Source organism: Streptomyces sp. NPDC053426, assembly GCF_055585405.1.
In genome coordinates, this window is sequence record NZ_JBVJKE010000001.1 from 636,146 (window position 1) to 662,767 (window position 26,622).

The following is a 26,622-nucleotide window of genomic DNA, read 5'->3' on the forward strand; positions in this document are numbered from 1 at the left end:
GGACCCTGGGGCCGGCCCGGACGGTTCAGCGTTCGGGCCGGCTCTCGTCCACCGGTTCCAGCGTCTCCGCGGCCGGCGCCGTGGCCTGTGCGGGCACGGTGTCGGCGGAGGCGGTGCGCCGGGCGGTCAGGCGCAGCGCGACGGGCTCGGTGTAGCGGGCCGTGAGCGGGCCCAGGACGACCAGGACCAGGACGTACGCCGTGGCCAGCGGGCCGAGGTCCGGTTCGATGCCGGCGGTGACCGCGAGACCGGCGATGACGATGGAGAACTCGCCGCGGGCGACCAGGGTGCCGCCCGCGCGCCAGCGGCCCTTGGGGGAGATCCCGGCCCGGCGGGCGGCCCAGTAACCGGTGGCGATCTTCGTCAGCGCGGTGACGACGGCGAGCGCGAGGGCGGGCAGGATCACCGGCGGGATCGACTGGGGGTCGGTGTGCAGGCCGAAGAAGACGAAGAAGACCGCGGCGAACAGGTCCCGCAGCGGCGCCAGCAGGTTGTGCGCTCCCTCGGCGACCTCCCCGGACAGGGCGATGCCGACCAGGAACGCGCCCACGGCCGCCGAGACCTGCAACTGCTGGGCGAGCCCCGCGACGAGCAGGGTCAGGCCCAGCACCACCAGCAGCAGCTTCTCCGGGTCGTCGCTGGAGACGAAGCGGGAGATCACCCGCCCGTAGCGGACGGCGACGAACAGCACGAGTCCGGCGACGCCCAGCGCGATGGCCAGCGTGACGCTGCCCGCGGCGAGGCTGACGCCGGCCAGCAGGGCGGTGATGATCGGCAGGTAGACCGCCATGGCCAGGTCCTCGAGCACCAGGATGCTGAGGATGACCGGGGTCTCGCGGTTGCCGAGCCGTCCGAGGTCGCCGAGGACCTTGGCGATGACGCCGGAGGAGGAGATCCAGGTGACGCCGGCCAGCACCACCGCGGCGACCGGGCCCCAGCCGAGCAGCAGGGCCAGGGCGGCGCCGGGCAGGGCGTTGAGCGCCATGTCGACGAGGCCGGCCGGGTACTGGGTCTTGAGGTTGGAGACGAGGTCGCTGGCCGTGTACTCCAGGCCGAGCATGAGCAGCAGCAGGATGACGCCGATCTCGGCGCCGATCGCGACGAACTCCTCGCTCGCGCCGAGCGGCAGCAGCCCGCCCTCGCCGAAGGCGAGGCCGGCCAGCAGATAGAGGGGGATCGGGGAGAACTGGAGGCGTCCGGCGAGACGTCCCAGCAGGCCGAGCCCGAGGATGATCGCGCCGAACTCGATCAGGAAGATCGCGGAAGAGTGCACGCGCTCACTCCCGACCGAGTATCTCGGCGGCGGCGTCGATGCCCTCGCGGGTGCCGATCAGGATCAGCGTGTCACCGCCGGCCAGCCGGAAGTCCGGCGCGGGGGACGGGATCGCCTCGGCCCGCCGCAGCACGGCCACGATCGAGGCGCCGGTGTCGGTGCGCATCCGGGTGTCGCCCAGCAGCCGGCCGTTCCAGTGGGAGACGGCGGACAGTTCGACGCGCTCGGCGACCAGCCCCAGGTCGGTGGTGTGCAGCAGGTTGGGGCTGTGGTGGGCGGGCATGAGCGCGTCGATCAGCGCGGCCGACTCGGCGACGGTCAGCCGCATCGAGCGGGCGCAGGCGTCCGGGTCGTCGGAGCGGTAGACGTTGACCGTGCGGGCACCGTCGCGGTGCGCGATCACGGACAGGTGCTCGTGCTCACGCGTGGTGAGGTCGTATTTCACGCCGATGCCCGGCAGCGGCGTGGCGCTCATCCGTGGAGCAGGCACAGCCCGTCCCCTTCCCGGTTCTCTTGTCGATGTCGTCCGGGGTGTGGTGCCGGCCGTGCCGTCGAACGGTACGGATGATCCACCCCCACGGGGCAATGGTGCCATCCCGCCATTCGGCCGGAACATGGGTGTTGTCACGGATGGACAGGGGGGCGCGACGGAGCCGAGGATTTCCGGGGAGACCGTGTCGCCGCAGGTCGGAGGGGTGGGTACGGGCTCTCTCCCGCGGGTACCCGGAGGAACCGCCGGGGACGGGAGTGAGTGGTGAACGACACGGTGGTCGTAGGAGTGGACGGTTCGCCGTCCAGTCTCGCCGCGGTCGACGTCGCGGCGCACGAGGCCCTGCTGCGCGGCGCGCGACTGCGGATCGTGCACGCGTTCAGCCGCCCGGCGGATCTCGACCCGATGATCCACGGCGTTCTGGCGGGGGCCGAGCAGCGTGCCCACGACCGTGCGCCGGGGCTGGAGATCGCCAGGACGGTGGCGTCCGGTGAGACGCTGACGGTGTTGCGGAGCGAGTCGCGGCACGCGGTGCTGACGGTGGTCGGCGGGCGGGGCCGCGGTGGGTTCGGGGATCTGCTGCTGGGCTCGACGGTCGTGCAGCTGGCCGCCCACGGGCACGGCCCGCTGATGGTGGTCCGCGGTCGCCCCGGCCCCGAGGGGCCCGTGCTCCTCGCCGTGGACGGCTCGCCGGCCGGGGCCGCGGCGGCGGGCTTCGCCTTCGCCGAGGCCGCGCTGCGCGGGGCGCCGCTGGTCGCGACGCACGTGTGGAACACCTGGAGCGAGCCGACGCCGTACGAGGGTCCCGCCGATCCGCTGAACGTGGTGGTGGATCTCGACCGGCTTCGGGAGCGGCACCAGCGGATGCTGGAGGAGGCGGTGGCGCCGTGGCGGGAGGTCCGGCCCGAGGTCGCCGTGGAGCTGCGCCTGGAGCGGGCGCGGGTGCGGCACGCGCTGCTCGACGCGAGCCGGGAGGCCCAACTGGTGGTGGCCGGGGCCCGCGGTCACGGCGGCTTCACCGGGATGCTGCTCGGTTCGGTCAGCCAGGCGCTGCTGTACCACGCCGACTGTCCCGTCGCCGTCGTCCGCGGCACGCAGTGAAAGGGTGTCCCCGCTCCTCGTGGGGGCTTCCTCGTCGCGGCACGACGGGACCGTGTGCACGACCCGCGCCTCGGGACATGTGAACGCGCCCCGTCCGGCCGTCCACCGGGCGCTGGTGAGCGCGGAGGCGGTCGCGTGGTGGCGGGTGCCGTCGGGGACGCGGAGCGAGGTCCACGCGTTCGAGGCGCGCGAGGGCGGCGGGTTCCGGGTCTCCCTGACCCACGACTCGCCCGGCGCGGTCGGCAGGTCGTCCCGCGCACCGACACCTGCCACGGCCGCTTCGCGCGGCTCGTGCCCGGCGAACCGGTGGTGGAGGTCCTCCAGTTCGAGACCGAGGACCCCGAACCGCGCGGCACGATGACGATCACCACCACGCTCACCGAGGCCGGTGGCGGCACGGATGTGCTGACCGTCCACGAGGGTGTCCCCGACGCGGTGCCCGCCGCCGATAACGAGGCGGGCACCCGCTCGGCACCGGCCCGGCTCGCCCGTTTCGTGGAGGCGCACGCCTGAATTCCTGCGCTCCCCCGTGCACCCGTGCGCCCCCTTGGCGACGGCATTCGGTGCGTCGGGTGCCGGTCCGGTGTGGGCAGGACAAGGTTCGAGTGCCACATGTATGTGGACTCGTATATGTGGACTCACTGAATTCCGTTTGTGTCGCTGGAGACAGGTGGTATTCGATGAGCAATTGCGTTCACGAACCGGTGCCGGCCTGGAGGCCGGGAATCGCGCCGGGCATATTCCCGTCCGTCGGCCACGGTATCGCCTTGTTCCGGCGCCCGCTGGAGTTTCTGAATTCTCTGTCCGAGTACGGCGATCTGGTGGAGATACGCCTGGGTCCGACGCGTGCCTGGGTGGTGTGCCACCCGCGGCTGGTCCACGAGATGCTCAGGGACACCCGCACCTTCGACAAGGGCGGCCCCCTCTACGAGCGGCTCCGGGCCCTGATGGGGGACGGGGTCGTCACCTGCCCGCACGGCGAGCACCTCAGGCAGCGCAGGCTGCTGCAGCCCGCCTTCCGCCCGGCCGGCGTCGCCGGCCTGACCGGGGCGATGGGCGAGGAGGCCGAGTCGGTGTGCCGCACGTGGTGGGCGGGGCGGAGGGTCGATGTCAGCGCGGCCATGATGGCCCTGACCACGGGGACGATCAGCCGGGTCCTGCTCTCCGACTCGCTCGACGCGGCGAGGGCCGCCGAGGTGCGGGACTGCCTGGCCGGGATCGTCCACGGACTGTTCCTGCGCACGGTCCTCCCGGTCGACGCCCTGTTCCGGGTGCCCCTGCCCGCCAACCGCCGGTACCGGGACGCGGTCGCCCGTCTGCACCGGCTCGTGGACGCGGCGATCGCCGAGCGCCGCGCGGGCGAGCCGCGCGACGACCTGCTGGGGGCCCTGCTGGCGGCGGCCGACGCCGGAGAGCACGGGGTGACCCCCGGTGAGGTGCACGACCAGCTCGTCTCCCTGCTGCTCACCGGGTCGGAGAGCCCCTCCCTGGGCCTGTCCTCCACGTTCAGCCTGCTCGCACAGCACCCGGAGGCCGAGCGCGAACTGCACGCCGAGGTCGACTCCGTACTGGCCGGGCGCGCCCTCCCCACCTCCGACGATCTGCCGCGTCTCCCCTACACCCGGGCCGTGATCAGCGAAACCCTGCGCCACTCCCCGCCCGGCTGGCTCTTCACCCGGTCCACCACCAAGGACGTCGAGTTCGGCGGGCGCCGCCTGCCGCGCGGGGCCACCGTTCTCTACAGCCCGTACCTGCTGCACCACGCGCCCTCGTCGTTCCCCGACCCCGAGCGGTTCAGGCCCGAGCGGTGGCTGTCGGACGAGCACACCGACCAGCCGTACGGCGCGATGGTCCCGTTCTCCGCGGGCAGCCGGAAATGCCTCGGGGACTCCTTCGCCATGGCGCAGAGCACGGTGGCGGTCGCGACCATCGCCCGGCGCTGGCGGCTGCGCCACCCCCCGGGGCCCGTCGCGCCGGTGCGCCCCGCGGCGACGCTGGGCCCCAGGTCGCTGCGGATGATCTGCGAACCGCGCGGCGAAGGGCTCGGCCGGCGATCCCGAGGGGCGGGTGGCGATCTTGTCGACCACACATGAGGACATCACGGTCGGCACACTGCGCGGAATTCCCGGATCCGATCTCAGGGATCTGATCGACACCCATCTGCGCATGCCGTTCCCCTTCCGGACCAATCCGCACGAACACCGGGTCACGGCGGGCGTCGAGAAGTGGCTGCGGAAAACGGGACTGGCGGACGAAAGCTGGGTCCCGGAAATGATCGCCCGCACCCGCCCGGCCCAGCTCGCCTCCTACAACGGCCCGGAGATGGATTCCGGTCTGCTGCAGATCGTCGCCAATCAGATCGCCTATCAATTCGTCTTCGACGACCGGGCGGAGGAGGTGGGCCGGCAGGGACCCGGCCGGCTGCTGCCCATGCTGGAGGAGAGCATCGCCGTACTGCGGGACGACGCGTCGCCGTCGACGCCGCTCGGCGCGGCCCTGGCCGATCTGCACCGGCAGGTCCGCGAGCGGTGCACGCCCGCCCAGGCCGCGCGATGGGCCGTCAAGAGCCGTGAGTACGTGCACGGCCTGCTGTACGAGGCGGTGGCGCAGGCCGACACCGCCCCGCTGCCTACCGGGCTGTGCACGTCGATACGGTCACTGACCGCGGGGGTCGAGCCCTTCCACCCGCTGTGCGAGGCGGCCCAGCCGTGCGAACTGTCCGACGCGGAACTCCACCACCCGGTGATGCGGCGGCTGGCCCGGCTGTCGGCCGACGCGGCGGTGTGGATACCCGATCTGTACTCCGCGGTGAAGGAACGGCAGGCCGGCGGGATGATCAATCTGGCCCTCGCCCACCAGCGGGCCCACCGCTGCTCCCTGCCGGTCGCCGTCATGCTGGCGATCCGGCAGATCAACCGCACGATCGACGAGTTCGTCGGCCTCTTCGAGGAGATCAGGCCGCGGCTGAGTCCCTCGGCCGTCGGTTACGCGGAGGGCATGGCCGGCTGGATCCGCGGGTGCTGCCACTGGTCCCGCACCGTCCCGCGCTATGCCGACACGGCGGCGGCCCCGGCCTGACCCGGGCGCCGCCACGGACGCGCCCCATCCGGACACCTCTACCCACAGGAGGGATGCCTCAAGCCGTCACCGCCTTCGATTCACCCGTCCTGTCACGGTCGTACCGTAAGACGGACACGGTGTGCCGTGGCAGGCATACGCTCGTCTGCCACTCGTTGGCCGAACGACAGGAAGCGGTACGGCACATGGTGATCGAGCGGCGGCAGCATGTCACCGAGTCCCGGCCGTTGCTGGAGCGCCGACGGGAACTCCGCGCGCTGGACGAGGCGTTGGCGGCCCTGCGGGACACCCGGGACGGGGTGCCGCAGGTGCCGCGCGGCGGGCTCCTCGTCTTCACCGGCCCGGGCGGGATGGGCAAGACGGCGCTGCTGGCGCAGGCCCGCTCCCGCGCGCTGGCCCAGGGGGTCACCGTGCTGTCGGGCTGCGGCGGCCAGAACGAGCAGGAGCTGGCGTTCCGTGTGGTGCGCCGGCTCCTCCAGCCCTCGCTGGCCGCGATGGACGGCGGCGAGCTCCGCGCCTTCCTGGGCAGCTGGTACGACGTCGTCGCCACCGCGCTCGGCCTGGAGGCGGGGCCCGGCCCCCACGTGCCCGACCCGTCCGGGGTCCGCGAGGGCCTGGACTGGGTCATGACCCGGCTCGCCGCACGGAAGGCACCCATGGTGCTGCTCCTCGACGACCTGCACTGGGCGGACGTCGAGTCCCTCGACTGGCTCACCTCCTTCGCGCCCCGGGCGGCGGATCTGCCGCTGCTGATCGTCCTCGCCCACCGGCCCGACGACCTGCCGCGCGAGGCGGAGCCGCTGCGCGCCCTGCCGGGCAGTCTCGGCACCCGCCCCTACGCGCTGGAGCCGCTCACCTCCGAGGCGGTGGCGCGGATCGTCAGGGACGAGGTGGGGGACGAGGCCGAGGACGAGTTCTGCGAGGAATGCCGGCAGGTCACCGGGGGAAGCCCGTTCGAGGCCGTCGAACTCGCCATCCGCCTGGGCGAACGCAATCTGCGGGGCACCCGGCACGAGCTGCGCGCGATGCGGGACCTCGCCGCGGCGATCAAGGGCCGCGGACTGATCGAACGTCTGCGCGCCCTCGGGACGACCACCGTCCGTTTCGCCTACGCCGCGGCCGTGCTCGGCGAGTCCGTGTCGCAGGAACTCGCCGCCGCCATCGCCGTGGTCGGCAGTGAGGCGGCCGCCGAGGCGACGGAGCGGCTGCGCGCCGCCCGGATCCTGGCCGAGGACGACGGGACCGGGGACGGACTCGCCTTCGTCCACCCGCTGATCGCCACCACCATCTACCGTTCCATCGCCCCGGCGCTGCGGGTCGGACTGCACAACGGGGCCGCCGAGGCCATCCGGGCCGCCGGGTTCGGGCCGGCGGCGGCCGCCCGGCATCTGCTGGAGGTGCCCTGCGACGGCCGCGTCGAGGCGGTGGCGTGTCTGCGCGAGGCCGCCCGCGAGTACATGCGCGCCGGCGCCCCGGAAGCGGCCCGGCGGCTGCTGACGCGGGCGCTCCAGGAGCCTCCGCCGCCGGAGCAGCGCGCCGAACTGCTGCACGAACTCGCCTCCTCCACCTTCCTCATCAAGCCCACGGCCACGGTCGCGCACCTCCGTGAGGCGCTGGCGGAGCCCGGCATCGACCCGGAGCTGCGGGCGTCCATCGTGTACCGGCTCACGCAGGCGCTGGCGCACATCGACGAGGTGGCCGAGGCCGCGGCCGTCGCCGCCGACGAGGCGCGGCGCACCCCGCATCCCCGGATCAGGCTGCGGATGCTGGCCGACCACTTCGTGTGGAGCTCGTACCGCACCGACGAGCCGGACCCCGCCGCCCGCTCGCGCAGGCTCGCCAGGCTGGCCGCGCGGGTGACCGGCCGCGGCCTGGAGGAGCGGTACATCCTGGGTCTGCGGGCCTGGGAGGCGGTGGTGTGCGGCGAGCCGCGGCGAACGGCCCTGGAGTACGCCGAACGGGCCCTGCGCGGCGGGCTGAGCTGGACCGACGAGAACCGGGGCTTCGAGGTGCCGGTGGCGGTGGCGATGGTGTTCCTGTACGCCGACCGGCCGCGGCGGGCCGAGGAACTGTTCAGCAAGGGCATGGCGGAGTGCGAGGCGAAGGGCTGGCGCGGCTCCCACCTCGCCCTGGGCCAGACCCTCTCCGGGTACATCCGCTACCGCCGGGGCTCCCTGGCCGAGGCGGAGAACCTGGTCCGGGAGGGGCTGCGCATCGCCGACCGGGTGGAGGGGGCGGTGCCCGCCCAGTGGTTCGCCGTCGGCATCCTCGTCCAGACGCTCCTGGCCCGCGGGCGTACGGCGGCGGCACGCCGGATCGCCGACCACTACCGCTACGGCGGACTGGTCCCGAACGCCGTCATCTACCCCGATCCGCGCACGGTGTACGCCGAGCTGCTGCTGGCGGAGGGCCGCGCGGACGAGGCCGCCGCGCTGCTCCGCGACGTCGGGGACTGGCTGGACGGGCGGGAGTGGCGCAATCCCGCCTGGTGCGCCTGGCAGTCGGGGCTGGCGTTCGCGCTCGCCCGCAGCGCGCCCGACCTGGCGGTCCGGCACGCGCAGGACGCGGTCAAGCGGGCCCGGGACTTCGGGGCGGCCTCGGCGATCGGGCAGGCGGTGCACACCCTGGCCGAGGTGACCGGCGGCCCGGCCTCGCTCGACCTGCACGCGGAGGCCGTCGGTCACCTGGAACAGTCGCCCGCGGCCTACGAGCTGGCCCGCGCCCTGGTCGGCCACGGGGCGGCGCTGTCCCGCACCGGGCAGTTGCAGGAGGCCGCCGACCGCCTCTACCGCGGGCTGGAGGGCGCAGTGCACTGCGGCGCGGAGGCGCTGGCGGGACGGGCCAGGGACGAGCTCGCCGCGGCCGGACTACGACCGCTGCCCCTGCGCTACGCCCAGACGGACACGCTCACCGCGCCCGAACGGGAGGCCGCCGAGCTGACGGTCCGGGGAGCGTCCGCGGCGGCGATCGCCGGAAAGCTGCGCCTCACGGAGCAGGGCGTACGCCATCTGCTCTCCTCGGTCTACCGCAAGATCGGCACGGACGCCTCCGGCCTGGCGGCCGCACTGGAGTCGTTCCCCCGCCCCCGGTCCTGAACAAGCCGCGGCCGAACGGGGCGTCCGTCTCGGCCGACTAGCGGCGCAACACGGGGCGTTGCCGCCGCGCGCCCCCACGGTCGGAGAGGCGTCGCCGATCTCGAACGCCTCCTCCGCCGCCTCTGACAGCCGATGGCCGCGGACCACCGGGCGGGCTCCGCGGTCGGGGTGTCGCGGTTGGCGCCCACGACCTTCGAATCTTTCGATCTACTCACCGAAATATCTGATCGGCCGGCTCCCGGCGGAACGACCAAGAGGACCCATGGAGCGGACCAGGAGATCAATGACGAAGTGAGTCAGGGCTGTTGACTCCCCACAGCCTCACTCTTAACTTATCCGCACCAATTCGACAACAGGACTGAAACTTTCGAATCCGCGGAAAGGACGCTCACGTGAAGGCCAGACGAAAGTTACGGATACGCCCGCTCCTGCTGGCGTTGTTCGGCGGGGTGCTCCCCCTGCTCGCCGGCTTCCTCCTCACCACGCCGAGCGCACAGGCCGCTTCCCTCACCGAGGTGACCGACTTCGGGAACAATCCCGGCAACCTGCGCATGTACGAGTACGTGCCCACCAGCGCCGCAGCGAACCCGCCGGTTCTGGTCGCGGTCCACTACTGCACCGGCACCGGGCCCGGCTTCCACTCGGGCACCGAGTTCGCCTCGCTGGCCGACCGGTACGGGTTCATCGTGATCTACCCGGACGCCAACGTCAGCGGCCAGTGCTTCGACGTGTCCTCCCCGCAGGCGCTCAGGCACGACGGGGGCAGTGACCCGACGAGCATCGCCTCCATGGTGAGTCACGTCGTACAGCGCCACGGCGCCGACGCCGGCCGCGTCTACGTCGCCGGAGCCTCGTCCGGGGCGATGATGACCAACGTGCTCCTCGGCGACTACCCGGACGTCTTCAAGGCCGGGGCGGCGTTCATGGGCGTGCCGTTCGGTTGTTTCGCCACCACCGACGGATCGGGATGGAACAGCGCCTGCGCCGACGGCCGGATCAGCAAGACGCCTCAGCAGTGGGGTGACCTGGTGCGCGCCGCCCACCCCGGCTACAGCGGGTCGCGGCCGCGGATGCAGCTCTGGCACGGCACGACGGACACGACGCTGGACTACAACAACTTCGGCGAAGAGATCAAGCAGTGGACCGACGTGCTGGGCGTGAGCCAGACCCCGGTGCTCACCGACAGCCCACAGTCCGGCTGGACCCGCACCCGCTACGGCGCCGACGGCACCCAGGCGCCCGTCGAGGCCATCAGCGTCTCGGGCGTCGGCCACAGCCTGCCCACCGCCGGCATGACCGCCAGGGCCATCTCGTTCTTCGGCCTGGACCAGAGCACGCCGCCGCCCACCACCCCTCCGCCGACGGGCGGTGCCTGCCGGGTGACGAACGCCGTCAGCGCGTGGAACAACGGCCTCACCGACAACATCACCATCACCAACACCGGTTCGTCGACGCTCAACGGGTGGACGCTGACCTTCACGCTGGGCTCCGGACAGACCATCACCTCCGGCTGGAACGCGACCTTCTCGCCCACCAGCGGTGCGGTCACGGCCAAGAACGTCAGCTACAACGGGACACTCGCCCCGGGCGCCGGCACCTCCATCGGCTTCCAGGCCACCCACACGGGCAACGCCGGAACCCCGACGGACTTCAAGCTCAACGGATCCGCCTGCCAGTCCGGCTGAGCCGACCCGGCCCCTCGCCGACGGGCCCGGCCGGCCGGACTCCCCGACCGGGCCCGTCTCCGGCGCATCCCTAGCCGAGGAAGCTCAGCCGCACGTGGCGGTCGGGGTTGTCGCGGTTGGTGTCGACCAGGCACACCGACTGCCAGGTGCCCAGTTCCAGCCGTCCGTCCACCACCGGGAGCGTCGCGTGCGGCGGGACGAAGGCGGGCAGGACGTGGTCGCGGCCGTGGCCGGGGCTGCCGTGGCGGTGCTGCCAGCGGTCGTCGGCGGGCAGCAGGGTGTGCAGGGCGGACAGGAGGTCGTCGTCGCTGCCGGCACCGGTCTCGATGACGGCGATCCCCGCCGTGGCGTGCGGCACGAAGACGTTCAGCAGGCCGTCCCGGCCGGCCGCCGTCTCCCGCAGGAAGGACTCGCAGTCGCCGGTGATGTCGACGACCCTCTCGTCGGAGCCGGTGGCGATGTTCAGGACTCGGGTGGTGAAGGCATCGGACATGTGCTCCATCCTGTCCCATGCGCCGGGGTTCCCGCGGGAGCACCGACGGGAAGATCCACGGCCTCCGCCTGGTTGGTAGAAACGTGAACGACATGCGCGAGGTCGAGGTAGTCGTCATAGGCGCCGGGCAGGCCGGACTGTCGAGCGCCTATCACCTGCGGCGGACCGGGTTCGAGCCGGACCGCGACTTCGTGGTGCTGGACCACTCCCCCGGCCCCGGCGGCGCCTGGCAGTTCCGGTGGCCGTCACTGACGTACGGCAAGGTGCACGGGATGCACGCGCTGCCCGGCATGGAGCTTGACGGCGCCGATCCGGCGCGGGCCTCCTCCGAGGTGATCGGCGAGTACTTCGACCGCTACGAGCGGACCTTCGATCTGCGGGTCCGGCGTCCGGTGGACGTACGGGCGGTGCGCGAGGGGTCCGGCGGACGACTGCTGGTGGAGACCTCGGACGGCGACTGGTCGACGCGGGCGCTGATCAACGCCACCGGCACCTGGGACCGGCCGTTCTGGCCGCGCTATCCGGGCCAGGAGACCTTCCGGGGGCGGCAGTTGCACACGGCGCGCTACCCGGGGCCGGAGGCGTTCGCCGGACAGCGGGTGATCGTGGTGGGCGGCGGTGCCTCGGGCACCCAGCACCTGCTGGAGATCGCGCCGTACGCGGCGGCCACGACCTGGGTGACCCGGCGGCCCCCGGTCTTCCGTGAGGGCCCCTTCGACGAGGAGGCGGGCCGGGCGGCCGTGGCGCTCGTCGAGGAGCGGGTACGGCAGGGTCTGCCGCCGCGCAGTGTCGTCTCCGTGACGGGATTGCCGCTCAACGACGCGATCCGCCGGGGTCTGGCGGACGGTGTGCTCGACCGGCAGCCCATGTTCGACCGGATCACGCCCGACGGCGTGGAGTGGGCGGACGGACGGCGGGTGGCGGCCGACGTCATCCTGTGGGCGACCGGCTTCCGCCCCGCCGTCGAGCATCTCGCCCCGCTGCGGCTGCGGGAGCCGGGCGGCGGCATCCGGGTCGAGGGCACGCGGGCGGTCGCCGACCCGCGGATCCATCTGGTCGGCTACGGCCCCTCGGCGAGCACCATCGGCGCCAACCGGGCCGGACGCGCGGCGGTGCGGGACATCAGGCGGCTGCTGGCGCGGGAGGAGCGGGCCGCGGCGTGACGGCCGGGGCGGTGTGACGGCCGGGGGCGCGCCGCTCACTTCTTCGACGGTTCGCTCGCCTTCTTCCCCTGTGCGTCGGACTCGGCGACGTTGCGCTGGTGTTCCGCGTAGTCGGCCGTGAAGCGGGTGTCGCCCGGCTTGACGGTGACGAAGTAGAGCCAGTCGCCCGGAGTCGGGTTGATCGCGGCGCGCACCGCGTCCTCGCCGGGGTTGTCGATCGGGGTCGGGGGCAGCCCCATGCGCCGGTAGGAGTTGTAGGGGCTGTCGATCTCGGTGTCGGCGGCCGTCGTGCGCGGCGCCCCGCGGTTCAGGGCGTAGTCGACGGTGGAGTCCATCTGGAGCGGCATCCCGCGCTCCAGCCGGTTGAAGATCACCCGGGCCACCTTGCCCATGTCGGCCTTGGTGGCCGCCTCCGCCTGGACGATGCTCGCGACGGTGACCGCCTGGTAGACGTTCATCGCGTTGCGCTGCGCGCCGGCGGCGATCGGGGCTCCGTTGAACTTCTTGTCGGCGGTGTCGACCATGCGGGACAGCAGCTTCTGCGGGGTCGCCTTCTCCTTCAGCGGATAGGTCGCCGGGAAGAGGTAGCCCTCCGGGTTGCCCCCGGCCTCGTCGGGCAGCTTCAGGCCGGCCTCGGGGAGGGACTTCTTCGTGGTGCCGGGGGGCAGGTCGAGGACCTTGTCGACGGCGGCGTACACCTGGCTCGCGCGCCAGCCCTCCGGGATCACCAGGGTCGTGGGGCGGGAGTCGTCGTCGCCGTTCATGATCAGCAGCGGCACCGCCACGGCGGTGCCGGCCACGACGGCCCCGAGCGCGGCGAGGGCGAGGCGGCCCCGGCGCGTCAGTCGGATCGTGCTCCGTGACGGAGTGTTCGTCTGCATGCGGGCACGGTAACCCGCATATCGCCACAAACCCGGCATATTTTCATTTTGTCGGCTCCAGTTGGGCGTCCCGGCGTACGAGGGCGGCGTAGCGCCCGCCGCGCTCCAGCAGCTCTTCGTGCGTGCCGCGTTCGACCGCGCGGCCGGAGTCGAGGACCACGATCTGGTCGGCGCTCCGGACGGTGGACAGCCGGTGGGCGATGGTGACCGTGGTGCGGTCGGCCGACAGCGCGTCGATGGCCTCCTGGACGGCGGCCTCGGTACGGGTGTCCAGGGCGCTGGTGGCCTCGTCGAGCACCAGGACCGGCGGGTCGCGCAGGATGGTGCGGGCGATCGCCAGGCGCTGCTTCTCACCGCCGGAGAACCGGTGGCCGCGCTCGCCGACCACCGTGTCGTACCCGTCGGGCAGGGCGGCGATGTGGTCGTGGATCTGCGCGGCCCGCGCCGCCGCGTGCAGCTCCTCGTCGGTGGCGTCCGGCTTGGCGAAGCGCAGGTTGTCCGCGACCGAGGCGTGGAAGAGGTACGTCTCCTGGGAGACGACGCCCACCGCGCGGGCCAGCGTGTCGAAGTCGAGGTCGCGGACGTCGACGCCGTCGAGGGTGACCCGGCCGCCCGTGACGTCGTACAGCCGCGGCACGAGGTGACCGAGGGTGGACTTGCCGGCGCCGGTCGGCCCGACCACGGCGAGGCTGCCGCCCGGGGGGACGGTGATGTCGATGCCGTCGAGGACGGGGCCGCCCTTGCCGTCGTATCCGAAGGTGACGCCCTCGAAGCGGACCTCGCCCTTGACCCGGTCGAGGTGGACCGGGTCTTCGCGCTCGGTGATGTCGATCGGGAGGTCGAGGTACTCGAAGATGCGCTGGAAGAGCGCGAGCGACGTCTGGATCTGGACGCCGGTGGACAGCAGGCTCACGGCCGGGCGGAACAGCCCCTGCTGGAGCGAGACGAAGGCGACGATGGTGCCGATGGAGACCTCGGGGCCGCCCGTCTGCAGGGCGATGCCGGCCGTCCAGTAGATGATCGCCGGCATGGCGGCCATGACGATCGTGATGACGGCCATGCGCCAGCGGCCGGCCATGTTCGACCGGACCTCCAGGTCGACCAGCCGCTCGGACTCGTCCGAGAAGGCGCCGGTCAGGGAGTCGGAGCGGCCCATGGTGCGGCCCAGCAGGATGCCGCTGACCGAGAGCGACTCGGTGACCGTGGCGGCCATCGCCGCCATCTGCTTCTGGCGCTGGGTGGTGATCTTCTTGCGTTCGTTGCCGACGCGGCGGCTGATCCAGACGAACACCGGCAGCAGGACCAGGGAGACCACGGTCAGCCGCCAGTCGAGCGCCAGCATCGCGACGACGGTGGCGACCACGCTGGTGAGGTTGGAGACCAGGGACGTCGCCGTGGAGGTCACGGTGGCCTGCATGCCGCCGATGTCGTTGGCGATGCGGGACTGGACCTCGCCGGTGCGGGTGCGGGTGAAGAAGGCGAGCGACATGCGCTGGAGCCGGCCGTAGACGGCGGTGCGCAGGTCGTGCATCACGCGCTGGCCGACGGTGGTCGAGATCAGGGTCTGCAGCACGCCGAAGACACTGGTGAGGACCGCGCTGAGGATCATGCCGAGCGCGAGCAGGCTGAGCAGCCCGGTGCGGCCCTCGGGGATGGCGACGTCGAGGATCGCCTTCAGCAGGAACGGGGTGGCCACCGAGACCAGTGAGGCGGCGCCGACGAGCAGGCCGACGATCGCGAGGCGGCCCCGGTAGGGACGGAAGAGCTTCAGGATGCGCCGCACCTGCCGGGGTTGCTCCTCGGCACCGGCGGGCGGGGTCCAGTCGGGTTCGTGGTCGGGGTGCATGGTCTCCTTCGGCAAGAGTGCCCGGGTTCGCGGGCGGAGGGTGCCCGGGTGCGCGGGCGGGGTGAGTCCAGCTCATTGTTACCTATACTCACAATGAACGGCATCCTGATATTGTTCCCGTATGACCGCCCCCGATCCCGACGGCCTGCTGGCCGAGCAGCTGCTTCGGCTGACCCGCCGGGTGCATCGCATCCAGAAGCGCCATCTGGCGGGGCGCGAGCTCGGTATCACCCCTGCCCAGTCACGGCTGCTGCGCACCCTCGCGCACTATGGTTCGCCGCCCCGCATGGCCGATCTGGCCGAGCGGCTGGAGGTGGTCCCCCGCGCCGTCACCACGCTGGTCGACGGGCTGGAGGCGAACGGCAAGGTGCGGCGGGTGCCGGATCCGGCCAATCGGCGGGTGATCCGGATCGAACTCACCGACGACGGGCGCGCGGCCCTGCGGGAACTGCGCGCCGCGCGCCGGTCCGCCGCGGAGGAGATCCTGGCCCCGCTGGGGGACGCCCAGCGCGAGGCGCTGGGCGAGCTGCTGGACACCCTGATCGACGGGACGGTTCCCGCGCGGTGCGGCGACGCGTCCGGACGACCCGTGTGACGTGACGGTACGGCGGTGCCGGCCGCCCTGACCGCCGGTTCTGTGCGGTCGTGTGGAAAACCGTTTGCCTCCCGGTACGTAGCGGGGTCAACCTGTCACGGTTTGCTGCCGCCGTCCTCGGACTGCGCACGCCTTCGCCTTTCCCCGTTTCCGCCTCCCCCTGATCCGAGCCACTGGGACGTCATGCAGATTCAAGACCTTCCGTTTCCCGACCCGGGGGTGCCCGACGCACGCTCGGGTCCCCGATTCCTGTGGTGGCTCTTCCGGAATCAGCTGTCCGGACAGCTCAAGTCGCTGGCCTGGGGCCTGCTGCACTTCGCCTCCGTGGCCTCGCTGCCGTTCTGCGTCGGCGTCGCCGTCCAGGCCGCGGTCGACCGCTCCGGCGGCCGGCTCGCGCTGGCCGGCGGCCTGATGGCGCTGGCCTGCGCGGGCAACGCCATCGGCGACACCTTCCTGCACCGCGCCGCCGTCACCAACTGGATCACCGCCGCCGCCCGCGTCCAGCAGCTGCTGGCCCGCAAGGCGGCGACGCTGGGCTCCGCACTGACCCGGCGGGTCGCCGCCGGGGAGGTCGTGGCGGTCTCCACCGGTGACGTCGAGAAGATAGGGTGGTTCGTGGAGGCCCTGTCGCGGTTCACCGCGGCGGCGGTCACCATCGTGCTGGTCTGCGTCGGCCTGGTCGTCTACCAGCCGGCGCTGGGCGTCGTCGTCGCCGTGGGACTGCCGGTGCTGGCGATCGCGGTGCTGCCGCTGCTGCCCCGCGCCACCCGGCGGGCGGACGTCCAGCGCGAGAAGGCCGGCCGGGCCACCGAGCTCGCCTCGGACACCGTCGCCGGGCTACGCGTCCTGCGCGGCATCGGCGGCGAGGAACTGTTCCTCGACCGCTACCGCCGCGCCTCCCAGGAGGTCCGCCACGCCGCCGTGCGCAGCGCCAGGATGTGGGCCCTGATCGCCGCGATCCAGGTGCTGCTGCCGGGGATCCTGCTGATCACGGTGGTCTGGTACGGCGTCCATCTCGCCCGCGAGGGCCGGATCGCCGTCGGTGAACTGGTCACCGTCTACAGCTCGGTCATGGTGCTCACCTACCCGCTGCGGCACTTCGAGGAGATCGCGATGGCGTACTCCTTCTCGCGTCCCTCGGCGAAGCGGGCCGCGCGTGTGCTGTCGCTGGAGCGTGCCACGGACACCGCGGGGTCGCGCGCCGCCGAGGACCCGGCCGGGGACCTGTACGACCCGGAGACCGGTCTGCTCGCCCCCACGGGCCGGCTCACCGCCGTGGTGTGCGGGGACCCGGACGCGGCGGGACGGCTGGCCGAACGGCTCGGCGGGCACGCCTCCGAGCGGGGCACCCCGGTGCTGCTCGGCGGGGTACCGCTCGACGAACTGCCGCTGGACTCCGCCCGCCGGGCCGTCCTCGTGCAGGACAAGGATCCGGTGCTGCTCTCCGGCACCCTGCGCGAACTGCTCGACGTGCCGGCGTCCGGCACGGTCGACCCGCGCGACGCGCTGGACGCCGCGCAGTGCGGGGACGTACTGGCGGCGCTGGTGCAGGGCTCGGCGGACGCCGACGACCCGATGGACGCGTGGATCACCGAGCGCGGGCGGTCCCTGTCCGGCGGGCAGCGCCAGCGGCTCGCGCTGGCCCGGTCGCTGGTCACGGACCCGGAGGTGCTCGTCCTGGACGAGCCGACCTCGGCCGTCGACTCGCACACCGAGGCCCGTATCGCCCAGGGCGTGCGCGAACTGCGGGCGCGGCGCACCACCGTGGTGTTCACCTCGTCCCCGCTGCTGCTGGACCGCGCCGACCGGGTGGTGTTCCTGCACGGCGACACCGTCGCGGCGGTCGGCGACCACCGCGAACTGGTGCGCACCGAGCCCCGGTACCGGGCCGTGGTGACGCGCGAGACCGAGGACGAGGCCGCGCCGGCGGGGGTCCTGGACGAGGACGGCGTCCTGCGCGAGGACGAGGTCCTGCAGGGGTTGGAAGAACTGGAAGAGATCGAGGAGACAGCATGATCGGCGTGGCGCCACCGGCCTACGACCCGGCGGCCCCGACCGCGGCCAGCACGCTGCCGGTGGGCGCGCCCGCGACCGTCCGCGCCTACGTGGGCGAGCTGCTGCGCAGGCACCGCCGGGCCTTCGTGCTGCTGATCACCGTGAACACGGTCGCCGTGATCGCCTCGATGGTGGGCCCGTATCTGCTGGGCGGACTGGTGGAACGGGTCTCGGACCGGGAGCGGGAGCTGCATCTGGGGCTCACGGTCACGCTGTTCGTGCTCGCGCTGGCCCTCCAGGCGGTGTTCGTCCGGCAGGTACGGCTGCGCGGGGCGATGCTCGGCGAGCGGATGCTGGCCGATCTGCGCGAGGACTTCCTGGTGCGGTCGGTCGGGCTGCCGCCGGGCGTACTGGAACGGGCGGGCACGGGCGATCTGCTGTCGCGGATCACGACCGACATCGACCGGCTCGGCAACGCCATGCGCGAGGCCGTGCCCCAGCTGGCCATCGGCGTGGTGTGGGCGGTGCTGCTGCTGGGCGGACTGGTCGTCACGGCACCCGAGCTGGCACCGGCCGTGCTGCTCGCCGTGCCGCTGCTGGTGATCGGCTGCCGCTGGTACTTCCGGCGGGCGCCGGCCGCCTACCGCTCGGAGGCCGCCGGGTACGCCGCCGTGGCCGCCGCGCTCACCGAGACCGTGGACGCGGGGCGGACCGTGGAGGCGCACCGTCTCGGCGCGCGCCGCGTGGCACTGTCGGACCAGCGGGTCAGGGAGTGGACGGCCTGGGAGCGCTACACCCTCTGGCTGCGGTCGGTGCTCTTCCCCGTCGTCAACATCACCCACGTCACCGTGCTCGGCTCGGTGCTGATGATCGGCGGGGTGTTCGTCCTGCAGGGCTGGATCGGTGTCGGCCAGCTGACCACGGGCGCGCTGATCGCGCAGATGCTCGTCGACCCGGTGGGGCTGATCCTGCGCTGGTACGACGAGCTGCAGGTGGCGCAGGTGTCGCTGGCCCGGCTGGTCGGGGTCCGGGACATCGAGCCCGACGCCGGTGACGCCGGTCTTGCTCCCGAGGGGCGCCGGGTCCACGCGGACAAGGTGCGCTTCGGCTACCTGGAGGGCGTGGACGTCCTGCGCAAGGTGTCCCTGGAGGTCTCCCCCGGGACCAGGCTGGCACTGGTCGGTCCCTCGGGTGCGGGCAAGTCCACCCTGGGCCGGCTGCTCGCCGGGATCTACGCGCCCAGGGACGGGCGGGTCACCCTGGGCGACGCCGAACTGTCGCGGATGACCGCGGAACGAGTGCGGGAGCATGTGGCCCTGGTCAACCAGGAGCACCACGTCTTCGTGGGCTCCCTGCGCGACAATCTGCGGCTCGCCAGGACCAGCGCGGAGGACGCCGAGCTGTGGGCGGCGCTCGGGGCGGTCGACGCGGACGGCTGGGCCCGTGCGCTGGACGAGGGCCTGGACACCGAGGTCGGCTCCGGCGGGTTCGCGCTCACCCCGGCCCAGGCCCAGCAGATCGCGCTGGCCCGGCTGGTGCTGGCCGACCCGCACACGCTGGTCCTGGACGAGGCGACCTCGCTGCTCGACCCGCGAGCGGCGCGGCACCTGGAGCGCTCCCTGGCCCGGGTCCTGGACGGCAGGACCGTCGTCGCCATCGCCCACCGCCTGCACACCGCCCATGACGCGGACGTCATCGCCGTCGTGGAGGACGGCCGCATCAGCGAACTGGGCAGCCACGACGACCTGGTCGCGGCGGACGGGGCGTACGCGGCACTGTGGCGCTCCTGGCACGGCTGAGCATGCGCCGCCCCGGCGGGAGCGGGCCTGCGGGCGAGGTCCCCCCGCCGGACCTCTCGGTGTGACCTCGAACCGGCCCGGAACCCCGCCGCCCGGACCGGCGGCACCATGCCGCACGCCCGGCCGGCCGCCGGCCCGGGGCATCCGGCGCCCCCGGCGGCGGTGGGGCCGGGGAACGCGGCCCGCGCCGACGGCCGTACCCGTGCGGGACTTCCGGCCCGGGGACGGTTCCGGGCCGTGTGGCGGGGTATCGGCGGGGGTGCCGGGCGAGGCGGGGTGAGGGTCCCGGACGCGCGGCCCGCCGGGGGTGTGCCGTTGCGCGGTGGGGAGCTCCGGTGGAAGGCTGGAGTCAGGCACCGGCTCGGGGGCGCCCGGGGCCCGGCGGACCGGGCACGGACGGCGCCAGTGCCCCGTGCAGCGGCGACCCGCCGCGGTCCGCGGTGAGAAGGGGCCCGTCCCCACCCCCTGGAGGTACCTGTGAACAGCGCCGACGGATGGGGAGACGACGTCTACCAGCCCGACGGTTCCGAGCAGAGGGAGGACACCGGGCTGCTCGACGCGGAGGACACCCTTGAGTACGACGGGGTCGCCGATCCCCTCGACCGGGGCTGGTCCCCGCCGGAACGTCCCTGGGCGGTGGAGCACACCGGCGTGACGGCCGGGGAGCGCCACCGGGGCGAGACGCTGGAACAGCGGCTCGCCGAGGAGCAGCCCGACTCCCTCGCACCCGACGGCGACGGCCTGGGCGATTCCCAGGACACCGACGGGGAACTCCTGGACAACGAGGTCGGAGCCGCACGCTCCGGCCGGCTCGTGGCCCCCGACGAAGGGGCGCACGAGGACGAGGAGGAGGCCCTGGTCGCCATGGACGTCGGCATCGACGGCGCGGCCGCCTCCGCCGAAGAGGCCGCGATGCACGTCGTCGACGAGGACAACCTGCCTGGCTGACCCCGAGGAGCACCCATGCAGCAGGACAAGCACCCCGACTACCACCCGGTCGTCTTCCGGGACCGTGCCGCCGGATACGCCTTCCTCACCCGGTCCACCGCGACCAGCGACCGGACCATCGAGTGGGACGACGGCGAGACCTACCCGGTGGTGGAGGTGGAGATCTCCTCGGAGAGCCACCCGTTCTACACGGGCAGGGCCCGGACCGTGGACACGGAGGGCCGCGTCGCCCGCTTCGAGCGCCGGTACGGCGGTGAGGGGTCCGGCTGAGTCCCGGGCGGGCGCGTTCCTCAGATCACGTTGAGCGCCGCCGCGCAGCCCACTCCGCCCAGCAGCATGAACACGGGCATCAGCACCTTCAGCTCCACCCAGCTGCCCGCCCGGAACCGCATCGCCTTCGGTGGGCCGATCGGGTACCAGCGCTTGCGGCCCACCGGTATCGGCCACAGGACCGGGCAGCCGGAGACGGTCAGCGCGTCCCCGATGTCGTGCACCAGCGCGCCCAGAACGACCGGCAGCCCCAGCCACAGGTACTCCTGGCCCGGCTCGGTGAACAGCCAGTTCGCGCCGTGGCCCGGCTCGTCCAGGACGCCCGCGAGGATCCAGGCGCTGGTCGCGGCCAGCAGCCACACCAGGACATCGCTGCTGGAGCCCCGCGTCGCCCGCCACAGCAGGCCCTCGATGGCCAGCACCATGTGCACGAAGAGGATGGCCAGCACCGCCCAGCGGCCGCCCGTGATCGCCAGGACCGCGGTGCCGGCACCGATCAGCACCGCCCACAGCCAGGTGTGCGTGAGCGTGCGGTGCCCGCCGGAGCGGCGCGGGTCGCCCTGCTTCTTGGTGGCCTTGTAGACGGCGTAGGACAGCTTGTCGACGACCTCGCACAGCCAGCGGGACAGGGGTCCGAAGGCCCGCGAGATGGTGGCCGCCTTGTGGTCCAGGTCGGGGGCGAGCGCGGCGCCGGCGCAGATCAGGGCGCCGGCCAGGAGCACCGGCCAGGGCATGGGGTGTCCGGCCGCGGCCGTCGCCGCGCCGACCCCGAGCCAGGCCGCGGCGCCCGACAGTGAGTGTGCTGGTCCCATCATCGCCGTTGCCCGCCCCATTCCTCGTTCGCCGCCGGCCGGTTGACCCGGTGCGTTGACGCCCCGCCGGCGACACAGCGTAGCGTTCGCGATCTTCGCGCCCGCAGCCGATTCCCCCATCGGCCGGGCGGGCAGGCAAGATGGGGGCGTGACCCTCATCGATCAGCTGCCGCCGACCGCCGACCCCGACGCCCTCTACGAAGCCTTCGAGTCGTGGGCCCGGGAGCGCGGTCTCACGCTCTATCCCCATCAGGAGGAGGCACTGATCGAGGTGGTCTCCGGGGCGAACGTGATCGTGTCGACGCCCACGGGCTCCGGCAAGAGCATGATCGCGGCGGCCGCCCACTTCGCCGCGCTGGCGCGCGACGAGGTCACCTTCTACACGGCGCCCATCAAGGCGCTGGTGTCGGAGAAGTTCTTCGAGCTGTGCAAGATCTTCGGCACCGAGAACGTCGGCATGCTCACCGGCGACGCGTCCGTCAACGCCGACGCCCCGGTCATCTGCTGCACCGCCGAGGTACTGGCGTCGATCGCGCTGCGCGACGGCAAGGACGCCGACGTGGGCCAGGTCGTGATGGACGAGTTCCACTTCTACGCGGAAGGGGACCGCGGCTGGGCCTGGCAGATCCCGCTCCTCGAGCTGCCGCAGGCGCAGTTCGTGCTGATGTCGGCGACGCTCGGCGACGTCTCCTTCTTCGAGAAGGACCTCACCCGCCGCACCGGCCGCCCCACCGCCGTGGTCCGCTCGGCGACGCGTCCCGTGCCGCTGTCCTACGAGTACCGGTACACGCCGCTCACCGAGACGCTCACCGATCTGCTCGAGGCCCGGCAGGCGCCGGTCTACATCGTGCACTTCACACAGGCGCAGGCGGTGGAGCGGGCGCAGGCGCTGATGAGCATCAACATGTGCACGCGCGAGGAGAAGGACAAGATCGCCGAGCTGATCGGCAACTTCCGTTTCACCACCAAGTTCGGACGCAATCTGTCCCGCTACGTCCGGCACGGTATCGGCGTGCATCACGCCGGCATGCTGCCCAAGTACCGGCGGCTGGTGGAGAAGCTCGCGCAGGCGGGTCTGCTGAAGGTCATCTGCGGCACCGACACGCTCGGGGTGGGCGTCAACGTCCCCATCCGCACGGTGCTGTTCACGGCCCTGACCAAGTACGACGGCAACCGCGTGCGCACGCTGCGGGCCCGTGAGTTCCACCAGATCGCGGGCCGCGCCGGACGCGCCGGCTTCGACACCGAGGGCTTCGTGGTGGCCCAGGCCCCCGAGCACGTCGTCGAGAACGAGAAGGCCCTGGCGAAGGCGGGCGACGACCCGAAGAAGCGCCGCAAGGTCGTGCGCAAGAAGGCGCCCGAGGGCTTCGTCGCCTGGAGCGAGCAGACCTTCGAGAAGCTGATCGGCTCCGAGCCGGAGCCGCTGACCTCCCGCTTCCGGGTCACGCACACCATGCTGCTGTCGGTGATCGCCCGGCCCGGCAACGCCTTCGAGGCGATGCGACGGCTGCTGGAGGACAACCACGAGCCCCGCAAGCAGCAGCTGCGGCACATCCGGCGGGCGATCGCCATCTACCGTTCGCTGCTGGACGGCGGCATCGTCGAGAAGCTCGACCGGCCGGACGCCGAGGGCCGGATCGTCCGCCTCACCGTGGACCTGCAGCAGGACTTCGCGCTGAACCAGCCGCTGTCCACGTTCGCGCTGGCCGCGTTCGAACTGCTGGACCCCGAGTCGCCGTCGTACGCGCTGGACATGGTGTCCGTCGTGGAGTCCACGCTGGACGATCCGCGCCAGATCCTCGCCGCCCAGCAGAACAAGGCGCGCGGCGAGGCGGTCGCCGCGATGAAGGCCGACGGGGTGGAGTACGAGGAGCGCATGGAGCGGCTCCAGGACATCACCTACCCGAAGCCGCTGGAGGAGCTGCTCTTCCAGGCGTACAACACCTACCGCAAGAGCCACCCCTGGGTCGGGGACCACCCGCTGTCGCCGAAGTCCGTGATCCGGGACATGTACGAGCGGGCGCTGTCGTTCACCGAGCTGGTGTCCCACTACGAGCTGGCCCGCACCGAGGGCATCGTGCTGCGCTACCTCGCGAGCGCCTACAAGGCGCTGGAGCACACCGTCCCGGACGACCTGAAGTCGGAGGACCTGGAGGATCTGATCGCCTGGCTGGGCGAGACGGTGCGCCAGGTCGACTCCAGCCTGCTGGACGAGTGGGAGCAGCTGGCCAATCCGGAGGAGATGACCGCCGAGGAGGCGCAGGAGAGGGCCGACCAGGTCAAGCCGGTCACCGCCAACGCGCGTGCCTTCCGTGTCCTGGTCCGCAACGCCATGTTCCGTCGGGTCGAACTCGCCGCCCTCGACCAGGTGGACGAGCTGGGCGAGCTGGACGCCGAGGGCGGCTGGGACGCGGATGCCTGGGGCGAGGCGATGGACAAGTACTGGGACGAGTACGAGGAGCTCGGCACCGGTCCCGACGCCCGCGGGCCGAAGCTGCTGCTGATCGAGGAGCAGCCGGAGAACGGGCTGTGGCGGGTCCGGCAGATCTTCGACGACCCCAGCGGCGACCACGACTGGGGCATCAGTGCCGAGGTCGACCTCACCGCCTCCGACGCGGAGGGCCGCGCGGTCGTCCGGGTCACCGATGTCGGCCAGTTGTGAGCACAGGAGAATCCCACCCATGACAAATCCGGCCGAGAGCCTCGTCGCCCTGCTCGACCTGGAGCAGATCGAGGTCAACATATTCCGTGGCCGCAGCCCCCAGGAGTCCCTCCAGCGGGTCTTCGGCGGCCAGGTGGCGGGCCAGGCCCTGGTCGCCGCCGGCCGCACCACGGAGGGTGACCGTCCCGTGCACTCCCTGCACGCGTACTTCCTGCGTCCGGGCAGGCCCGGGGTGCCGATCGTGTACCAGGTCGAACGGGTGCGGGACGGCCGGTCGTTCACGACCCGCCGGGTCACCGCGGTGCAGCAGGGACGTACGATCTTCAATCTGACCGCCTCCTTCCACAAGCCTGAACAGGGGAGTTTCGAGCACCAGCTGCCGCCGGCCCGCGAGGTCCCGGACCCCGAGTCGCTGCCGACGGTGGCGGACGAGATCCGTGAGCACCTGGGCGTGCTGCCGGAGCAGTTGGAGCGGATGGCGCGCCGCCAGCCCTTCGACATCCGTTATGTGGACCGGCTGCGCTGGGACGCCGACGACGTCAAGGGCGCCGAGCCGCGCAGCGCGGTGTGGATGCGCGCGGTCGGCCCGCTCGGCGACGATCCGCTGGTGCACACCTGCGCCCTGACGTACGCCAGTGACATGACCCTCCTGGACGCCGTGCGGATCCCGGTGGAGCCGCTGTGGGGGCCGCGCGGCTTCGACATGGCGTCGCTGGACCACGCGATGTGGTTCCACCGTCCGTTCCGCGCCGACGAGTGGTTCCTGTACGACCAGGAGTCGCCGATCGCCACGGGCGGGCGGGGCCTGGCCCGCGGCCGGATCTACGACCTGGAGGGCCGGATGCTGGTGTCCGTCGTCCAGGAGGGGTTGTTCCGGGCCCTGTAGGTCACCGGTTTCCGCGCCGCCACCGGCCCAGCAGGCCGCGGGACGTCCCGCGTACCGGCTCGACGGCTTCCGGCACGCGCTGGACCGGTTCCGGCCGGCGGGGAGCGGGACGGGGTGCCGGCCGGTGTGCCCGCGCCTCCTCCGTCAGCCGGACCAGATCGGCCTGCAGCCAGGCGACCTCGTCCGGGTCCTGAGCGGTCATGAGCTCTTCCGCCAGGTCCGCGGCCGGTGAGCCGGGCGCGCCGTGGGACGGAGGCGGCCGGCGGAACCCGTTGAGGTGGGAGCGGTCGTAGGGGTCCGGGACGGCCTCCGACACGTGCGACGGGCCGAGCAGCGACGCCACGGCCCCGGCGCGCGCCCAGGGGTCGTCGGCCCGGCGGAGCATGAAGCCCAGCTGCCGGGTGCGCCAATTGCGCGGGCGCAGGTCGACGCCGGTGTCGAGCCGGATCCTGAGGTTCTCGGGCGTGCGCCCCGTCAGCAGGGGCGTGTTCCTGTCGTCGGCCGCGAACAGCCGTAGTTCCTCGGCCAGGTAGAGCCAGACCACGGCTCGGTAGCGGTTCAGGTAGAACTTCACGGGCACCAGCAGTCCCAGCCTCGCGAGGCGGGTGAAACGGGTCTTCGTCACGTCGATGAGGGCGGCACCCTCCGTGGTGCCCATGGCCTGCACGCTCCGGCGCAGGGCCTCCGGGAACCCCGGCCCGGCACGGAGCCGCTCGATCTCGGCCCGGTCGACCCACCGGCCCCCTCCGCCGTCGTCGGGGATCGTACGGATCCGCCCGAGCTGCACGGCGAGGTCGAACTCGGTGCTTTTGAGACCGAGTTCGCGGGCCGCGCGGCCCGGGCCGATCCGGGCCTCCCGTGCCGCCCCGGGCCGCTCGGCAATGGCGGTGGTGTCGTGCGTGACGGCGTGCTGTCCGGGCATGTTCGTCTTCCCCCGTGGAGTGTGGGCGGCCGGCGCCGGGTGCGCCACCGGGAAAAACCGTAGCCGCTTTGTCACTCTCCGTGTCGAGCCTGTGGATAACTCCGCAGCGGAGGACGAATTCGCAGGTCAGTGCTCTGTGCTGGGTTTCTGTCGGCGGGCGCCCACGTCCAGATGCTCGCCGACCCGGTTGACCAGCAGGGTCATCTCGTACGCGATCTGGCCGATGTCGGCCTCCGCCCCGCTGAGTACGCACAGACAGCTGCCGGCGCCCGCCGCGGTGACGAAGAGCACCGCGTCGTCGAACTCGATCATCGTCTGGCGTACCCCGCCCGCGCCGAAGTGCCGCCCCGAGCCCTTGGCGAGGCTGTGCAGTCCGGACGAGACGGCGGCGAGGTGTTCCGCGTCCTCCCGCCGCAGCCCCGTGCTCGCGCCCGTCACCAGCCCGTCGTTGGACAGGACCAGTGCGTGCCGTACGTGTTCGACGCGTTGGGTCAGGTCGTCCAGCAGCCAGTCGAGTCCCTGGTTCTGCGCCATGTCGTGTGTCTCCCCCTGGTTCTTCCCCGTGGTCTGCCCCGTGTGCCGTTCCCTCCTGGCGGGAGGGCCCTCGCGCCAGCCTTCCCCACGACCG

General features: G+C 72.6%; 21 protein-coding genes and 1 pseudogene. 14 read left to right on the forward strand and 8 right to left on the reverse strand.

All coding sequences use genetic code 11. The features are described from left to right. Positions 1-25 precede the first annotated feature (25 nt). Both ACZ62B_RS02710 and ACZ62B_RS02715 read right to left on the reverse strand, forming a co-directional pair. Complete coding sequence (locus ACZ62B_RS02710; protein WP_344562011.1) at positions 26-1,273, reverse strand: cation:proton antiporter; 1,248 nt, start codon at positions 1,271-1,273, stop codon at positions 26-28. A 4-nt stretch (positions 1,274-1,277) separates the two neighbouring features. Next, complete coding sequence (locus ACZ62B_RS02715; protein WP_465270135.1) at positions 1,278-1,763, reverse strand: cation:proton antiporter regulatory subunit; 486 nt, start codon at positions 1,761-1,763, stop codon at positions 1,278-1,280. A 264-nt stretch (positions 1,764-2,027) separates the two neighbouring features. Here ACZ62B_RS02715 and ACZ62B_RS02720 point away from each other — a divergent pair, with 264 nt between their 5' ends. The 6 genes and pseudogenes from ACZ62B_RS02720 to ACZ62B_RS02745 all read left to right on the forward strand — a co-directional run bounded on the left by ACZ62B_RS02720 (position 2,028) and on the right by ACZ62B_RS02745 (position 10,722). After that, positions 2,028-2,864, forward strand: a complete 837-nt coding sequence (locus ACZ62B_RS02720) for a universal stress protein (RefSeq protein ID WP_468883237.1) — start codon at positions 2,028-2,030, stop codon at positions 2,862-2,864. Positions 2,865-2,916: 52 nt separating this feature from the next. Next, positions 2,917-3,377: pseudogene (locus ACZ62B_RS02725) on the forward strand (SRPBCC domain-containing protein). Between the two features lie 167 nt (positions 3,378-3,544). After that, positions 3,545-4,957, forward strand: a complete 1,413-nt coding sequence (locus ACZ62B_RS02730) for a cytochrome P450 (protein WP_344562005.1) — start codon at positions 3,545-3,547, stop codon at positions 4,955-4,957. Continuing rightward, positions 4,932-5,942: a (-)-alpha-amorphene synthase gene (locus ACZ62B_RS02735; protein ID WP_344562003.1), complete on the forward strand. Its 1,011-nt coding sequence runs from the start codon at positions 4,932-4,934 to the stop codon at positions 5,940-5,942. Before ACZ62B_RS02730 ends, ACZ62B_RS02735 begins: the two co-directional genes overlap by 26 nt. 185 nt (positions 5,943-6,127) lie before the next feature. Beyond that, positions 6,128-9,037 carry an ATP-binding protein gene (locus ACZ62B_RS02740; RefSeq protein ID WP_468883363.1) on the forward strand — a complete coding sequence of 970 codons (2,910 nt, stop codon included), beginning with the start codon at positions 6,128-6,130 and terminating at the stop codon, positions 9,035-9,037. A 449-nt stretch (positions 9,038-9,486) separates the two neighbouring features. Beyond that, a complete protein-coding gene (locus ACZ62B_RS02745; protein WP_469689168.1) occupies positions 9,487-10,722 on the forward strand; it encodes an extracellular catalytic domain type 1 short-chain-length polyhydroxyalkanoate depolymerase in 1,236 nt (411 codons plus the stop codon). A 70-nt stretch (positions 10,723-10,792) separates the two neighbouring features. Here the strand turns inward: ACZ62B_RS02745 and ACZ62B_RS02750 are convergent, their stop codons facing one another. Then, the gene (locus ACZ62B_RS02750) at positions 10,793-11,215 is read right to left on the reverse strand and encodes a secondary thiamine-phosphate synthase enzyme YjbQ (RefSeq protein WP_468724588.1); all 423 of its coding nucleotides are present in this window, start codon (positions 11,213-11,215) and stop codon (positions 10,793-10,795) included. A gap of 92 nt (positions 11,216-11,307) precedes the next feature. Here ACZ62B_RS02750 and ACZ62B_RS02755 point away from each other — a divergent pair, with 92 nt between their 5' ends. Then, a complete protein-coding gene (locus ACZ62B_RS02755; RefSeq protein WP_468883248.1) occupies positions 11,308-12,378 on the forward strand; it encodes an NAD(P)-binding domain-containing protein in 1,071 nt (356 codons plus the stop codon). A gap of 35 nt (positions 12,379-12,413) precedes the next feature. On the opposite strand, the gene mltG is transcribed toward ACZ62B_RS02755, so the two are convergent. Beyond that, positions 12,414-13,259 carry an endolytic transglycosylase MltG gene (gene mltG / locus ACZ62B_RS02760; protein ID WP_344561982.1) on the reverse strand — a complete coding sequence of 282 codons (846 nt, stop codon included), beginning with the start codon at positions 13,257-13,259 and terminating at the stop codon, positions 12,414-12,416. A gap of 43 nt (positions 13,260-13,302) precedes the next feature. Next, positions 13,303-15,105, reverse strand: a complete 1,803-nt coding sequence (locus tag ACZ62B_RS02765) for an ABC transporter ATP-binding protein (protein WP_344561980.1) — start codon at positions 15,103-15,105, stop codon at positions 13,303-13,305. A gap of 121 nt (positions 15,106-15,226) precedes the next feature. Between ACZ62B_RS02765 and ACZ62B_RS02770 the strand changes: the two genes are divergently transcribed. From ACZ62B_RS02770 to ACZ62B_RS02790, 5 genes are all read left to right on the forward strand, one after another. Beyond that, on the forward strand, positions 15,227-15,700 hold the full coding sequence (locus ACZ62B_RS02770) for a MarR family winged helix-turn-helix transcriptional regulator (RefSeq protein WP_344561978.1): 474 nt from the start codon (positions 15,227-15,229) through the stop codon (positions 15,698-15,700). A 183-nt stretch (positions 15,701-15,883) separates the two neighbouring features. Continuing rightward, positions 15,884-17,716 carry an ABC transporter ATP-binding protein gene (locus ACZ62B_RS02775; protein ID WP_344561976.1) on the forward strand — a complete coding sequence of 611 codons (1,833 nt, stop codon included), beginning with the start codon at positions 15,884-15,886 and terminating at the stop codon, positions 17,714-17,716. After that, positions 17,713-19,494, forward strand: a complete 1,782-nt coding sequence (locus tag ACZ62B_RS02780; protein WP_344561974.1) for an ABC transporter ATP-binding protein — start codon at positions 17,713-17,715, stop codon at positions 19,492-19,494. The genes ACZ62B_RS02775 and ACZ62B_RS02780 overlap by 4 nt, the downstream gene beginning before the upstream one ends. Positions 19,495-19,971: 477 nt before the next feature. Then, positions 19,972-20,442, forward strand: coding sequence for a DUF5709 domain-containing protein (locus ACZ62B_RS02785; protein WP_344561972.1), 471 nt, complete (start codon positions 19,972-19,974; stop codon positions 20,440-20,442). Positions 20,443-20,457: 15 nt separating this feature from the next. After that, complete coding sequence (locus ACZ62B_RS02790) at positions 20,458-20,712, forward strand: type B 50S ribosomal protein L31 (protein WP_073934726.1); 255 nt, start codon at positions 20,458-20,460, stop codon at positions 20,710-20,712. Positions 20,713-20,732: 20 nt separating this feature from the next. On the opposite strand, the gene ACZ62B_RS02795 is transcribed toward ACZ62B_RS02790, so the two are convergent. Further along, positions 20,733-21,527 (reverse strand): metal-dependent hydrolase, encoded by a 795-nt coding sequence (locus ACZ62B_RS02795; RefSeq protein ID WP_469689169.1) that lies wholly within the window; start codon positions 21,525-21,527, stop codon positions 20,733-20,735. Positions 21,528-21,672: 145 nt separating this feature from the next. Between ACZ62B_RS02795 and ACZ62B_RS02800 the strand changes: the two genes are divergently transcribed. Together ACZ62B_RS02800 and ACZ62B_RS02805 are read left to right on the forward strand one after the other, a co-directional pair. Further along, positions 21,673-24,186 carry a DEAD/DEAH box helicase gene (locus ACZ62B_RS02800; RefSeq protein ID WP_344561967.1) on the forward strand — a complete coding sequence of 838 codons (2,514 nt, stop codon included), beginning with the start codon at positions 21,673-21,675 and terminating at the stop codon, positions 24,184-24,186. Between the two features lie 19 nt (positions 24,187-24,205). Then, complete coding sequence (locus ACZ62B_RS02805) at positions 24,206-25,072, forward strand: acyl-CoA thioesterase (protein ID WP_344561965.1); 867 nt, start codon at positions 24,206-24,208, stop codon at positions 25,070-25,072. 1 nt (position 25,073) lies between these two features. On the opposite strand, the gene ACZ62B_RS02810 is transcribed toward ACZ62B_RS02805, so the two are convergent. Both ACZ62B_RS02810 and ACZ62B_RS02815 read right to left on the reverse strand, forming a co-directional pair. Next, complete coding sequence (locus tag ACZ62B_RS02810) at positions 25,074-25,994, reverse strand: DUF6397 family protein (RefSeq protein ID WP_469689170.1); 921 nt, start codon at positions 25,992-25,994, stop codon at positions 25,074-25,076. Positions 25,995-26,120: 126 nt separating this feature from the next. Continuing rightward, positions 26,121-26,528, reverse strand: a complete 408-nt coding sequence (locus ACZ62B_RS02815) for a roadblock/LC7 domain-containing protein (RefSeq protein ID WP_469689171.1) — start codon at positions 26,526-26,528, stop codon at positions 26,121-26,123. Positions 26,529-26,622: the final 94 nt, after the last annotated feature.